Genomic DNA, 4,219 nt, shown 5'->3' on the forward strand with positions numbered 1-4,219 from the left:
ATCTTCCCCAGAGCGTCCACGGCAAAGAACCTCACCCATTTGTCCTCGTCTCTTAAGGCATGGTGCAGGTATTCCAGTGCCGGTTCTCCAAATGTGCCCAGTGTAACGACTGATTTCCACCGTTCCGGTCGCACCCGGTCCTTTAAATCCAGTAATGCTTGTTCCATATTCCCCTCCTCCCAATCGGGACACTAGCAGCATCATCGGAAGGGAAATATAGAAATTTGCCAATGGTGTTTGCAGATCAGGTCTGCATGGCAACAAAGATCTGCATCTCCATCGGGGCGCATTGCGGTTCTTTATATCATGCCGGCACGTCCACGTCCGGCCACTGGAGCTACCATTGAATGAATGCGAAAAACCATTTCCCGAAAGGGTAATCCTGAAAGAAAAAGGTCCGATAACGGGGTTTACCGGAACCGGAACTCCCCCTTGGGAACAATCATGTCAAACCGCACACCCTTCTCCGGGTCCCCGTTCTCGGAAATACTGATGCCGGTGATAGAGAGGATTTCTGAAGAAAGGAAGAGGCCAAGACCCGTGTGTTTCCCATATCCCCGCTCAAAAAGCCGTTTTTTCTCTTCTGTGGGGATTCCGGCCCCATCATTCTCGCACGAGAGGATAAGCCCGGTATCTGTTTCCCGTGAGGAGATCCGGATCCTGGTCAGTTGAGATCCCCCATAGCGGAGAGCATTATCGACCAGGTTGTAGAACACCTTGCCAAAGAGCGGATCGGCATAGACCTCAAGATCCGGCTGTTCGACCTCAACCCGGGTTCCTTTGAGTGGCAGCAAAGTAACGGCCTGGGAGATGATTGCATCTACGTTCTGCCACGTGGGAGCATTAACTCCCATCTCTTCATAATCTTTCGTGAATTCCAGCTGGTGGTTGATCGTATCCACGATACAATCTGCCTTTCCGAGGGATTCCTGAAAGCATCCCGGAGAGTGGGAATTCACCCTTGCCAGTTCCAGGTATCCTGAAAGGGCCTGGAGCTGGTTGCGGATATCATGCCGCGTAATACCCGAGAGCAGGTTCAGCTTTGTGTTCGTTCTGAGAAGGGCGGACTCAGTCAGTTTCCTTTGCGTGATATCATCATAAATGGTGACAAAATGATCCGGCTTCGGGGTGAACACCGAGCACCTGAACCACCGGGCAAATCCCTGGAACCAGATCTCAAATCGCTCCGGCCTCCGGGATGAAACCACCCGTGAAAAGGTCTCCAGCAACTCCGGGTGTTCATCATGGATTTCAGGAAGGATCTCCCCGCTCCGTTTTCCGACGATGGCCTCTTTCCCGCAGCTCTGCTTGAATGAAGCATTGGCATCGAGATACATCCAGTCGACCGGCCTGCCCTCATCATCAGGGATAATCCTGCAGTACGCCGCGCTCTCCAGCATGTTCTCGAAAAGCGAACGGTACTTCACCTCGCTCTCCTCCAGTTCGGTCCGGGAGCGGATCATGTTCAGCATCAGGAAAAATCCTGTTGCAAGGATATCTGCGATTATCGCGACACTGAAGAATCCGGTGTTGAAAGCATCGGTGCTGAAAATCGAGTATTGCCCGGGAATAAAATACCATACAACCGTTCGGGCGGCAAGGAAGACTACCGGAACAACCAGGGCTGCAGCAAATAGGTACCGGATAATGCGGTTCTCTCTCTCTTGTGACACAATGGCCGGGGCCGCTGCGATGATGAGGGCCGGTGCAATGAAAAGGGCGGAGATGACGGCACGTCCCGTTATGGAGTCTGAAATATACGTGAAATACGCGTACGCGAGGATGATTGGAAGGATGAGAAGGTAGTACCGGGCCGGCAATGACCGGGACCAGAAGAACCTCCTTACAGCATCGATACGCAGGAAAATGGCAAGCATGCTGAATGCGTTGGCAAGAAGGATTGTCAGGAGTGCAGCGGCAGCACCCTGCAGCATGAAAAGGAGGTAGGCAACCGACTGAAAGAGCAGGCCAAATGACCAGAGTGCAAGCCCTTCATACGTCTTCTGGGTCTTCCAGTAGACCAGGATCATGAGCGCGAGAAACGCGTTTATCAGGCATATCAGCAAAAAGATGGTCCTGAGATCCGGTTCCCACATTGTCATGCTCCCGGCCCGGTACCCTGCTGCCGGACATCAGCGCTATTGTTTCGTGGGGTAATTTTTCCTTATTATAATATGAATATTTATCGCCACTCATAGTACGAGGATCGGTGGACATAAATTTTTATGCAGCCAATGGTACTGAAGGATCCATAACCCAGATGTATTCAGTATTATATGTCGATGATGAACCCGCGCTTCTCGATATCGGCAGGATTTATCTCGAAAAGTCCGGTCATTTCCACGTTGATGTGGCAGCATCGGTCGATGAAGCGATAATACAGCTCAACGCCCGGACCTACGATGCCATCGTATCGGATTACCAGATGGCGGATACCGACGGGATAGAGTTTCTCCGGATCATCCGCGAGCAGTATATGGATATCCCGTTTATCCTCTTCACGGGACGGGGCCGCGAGGAAGTGGTCATCGAAGCCCTCAACAGCGGGGCTGATTTTTACCTCCAGAAGGGCGGGGAGCCAAAATCCCAGTTTGCCGAACTGGATTACAAAATACGGACTGCAATAGATCGCAGGCGGGTTCACAATGAACTCAAGGATTCTCAGAAACAGCTTGCAGACCTGATCAATTTCCTGCCGGATGCGACGTATGCCCTCGACATGAAAGGCCATGTCATTGTCTGGAACCGGATGATGGAGGAGCTTACCGGCATCCCCCCCTCAGCGGTCCTGGGAAAAGGGAACGTTCCCTCGACCCTCCCCCTGTACGAGAACCATGGTCACGCTCTTGCAGATTGTATTGTCCGGGCAGAAAAAGAGCCGGAGAAAGCCTATCCGGACCTGCGCCGGAGCGGGGACCGGCTGATTGTCGAAACATATTCTCCGCCCCGTACGGATGAGAACGGCGGCTATTTCTGGCTCACGGCATCCCCCCTCTACGATTCCGGAGGCAGGGTTGTCGGCGCAATAGAATCTGTCCGTGATATTACCCAGAGAAAGGAGACAGAGAAGAAGCTGAAACGGGCCCACGAGGAGCTGAACGCCACCTATGAGCAACTTGCGGCTACTGAGGAAGAGCTCCGCCAGAACTATGACGAGCTGGCAAAGAACCAGGCCGAATTGCATTCCGCGTACGAGCAGCTGGCCGCGACAGAAGAGGAGCTCCGCCAGAACTATGAGGAACTGGCGAAAAGCCAGAATAATCTTATCCGGAGCGAGGAGCGATACCGGAATATTGTCGAGGACCAGACCGAGTTTATCTGCCGGTTCACTCCGGACGGCAAGCTGACGTTTGTGAACGAGGCCTACTGCCGGTATTTTGGCCTTGACCGGCAGACATGCATTGGTCGCCATCACCCGGTTATTGTCCCCCCGGAAGATGGCCAACGGATCAAAGAAGCGCTGAAAAAGGTCACAAGAGAGAACCCCGTGGTGATCATTGATAACCGGATCATCATGCCATCCGGTGAAATCCGGTGGCAGCGCTGGAGCGATCGCGCTATCTTCGATCCCCATGGCAGGATTATTGAATTCCAGTCCGTGGGCAGGGACATCACCGAGAGCAAACGGGTCAAGCAGGCATTGCATGAATCGAACCGGAAGCTGAACCTGCTCTCGGACATCACGCGTCACGACATCCTGAACCAGCTGACCGTGCTGCTTGGGTCACTCGGGCTTCTTGAACTGGAGATCGCAAATCCCGACCAGCGCCGGCTCATTTCCAAAGCAATCCAGTCCAGCGAGATTATCAGGAGCCAGATCTCTTTCACCCGGCAGTACCAGGATATCGGGGTGCACAAGCCCCGGTGGCAGAACCTTCATGCCGCGGTCACGACGGTATGCATGGATGACGGGTATTGCATTGTCGATATAGATGACTCCCTGCTTTCCTGTGAGGTCTATGCCGATCCCCTGTTACGGACCGTCTTTGCCAACCTCTTCGAGAATGCCGAGATGCACGGGGGGAAAATGACCGGAATCCGGGTCAAGGGCCAGGAGACTGAGGGTGGGTATACCATCGTTGTTGAAGATGATGGCGATGGTATTCCCAACCGTGACAAGCAGCGGATCTTCCAGAAGGGTGTGGGAAAGCACACCGGGCTTGGCCTTTTCCTCGTGCAGGAAGCACTCGGGATCACGGGACTTACCATCCGTGAGGTC

Annotated in this window: 3 protein-coding genes; 1 reads left to right on the forward strand and 2 read right to left on the reverse strand. The window is 53.4% G+C overall.

Going from position 1 to position 4,219, the window contains the following annotated elements; translation table 11 throughout:
• The coding region (locus CW742_RS15485) for a HEAT repeat domain-containing protein (protein ID WP_369333012.1) at positions 1-167 on the reverse strand (167 nt) is incomplete at its 3' end.
• A gap of 243 nt (positions 168-410) precedes the next feature.
• Positions 411-2,102: a PAS domain-containing sensor histidine kinase gene (locus CW742_RS08030; RefSeq protein WP_292418881.1), complete on the reverse strand. Its 1,692-nt coding sequence runs from the start codon at positions 2,100-2,102 to the stop codon at positions 411-413.
• Positions 2,103-2,260: 158 nt separating this feature from the next.
• Here CW742_RS08030 and CW742_RS08035 point away from each other — a divergent pair.
• The coding region (locus tag CW742_RS08035) for a PAS domain S-box protein (RefSeq protein ID WP_292418884.1) at positions 2,261-4,219 on the forward strand (1,959 nt) is incomplete at its 3' end.

The sequence above is a fragment of the Methanoregula sp. genome, assembly GCF_002835825.1.
GTDB lineage: Archaea > Halobacteriota > Methanomicrobia > Methanomicrobiales > Methanospirillaceae > Methanoregula.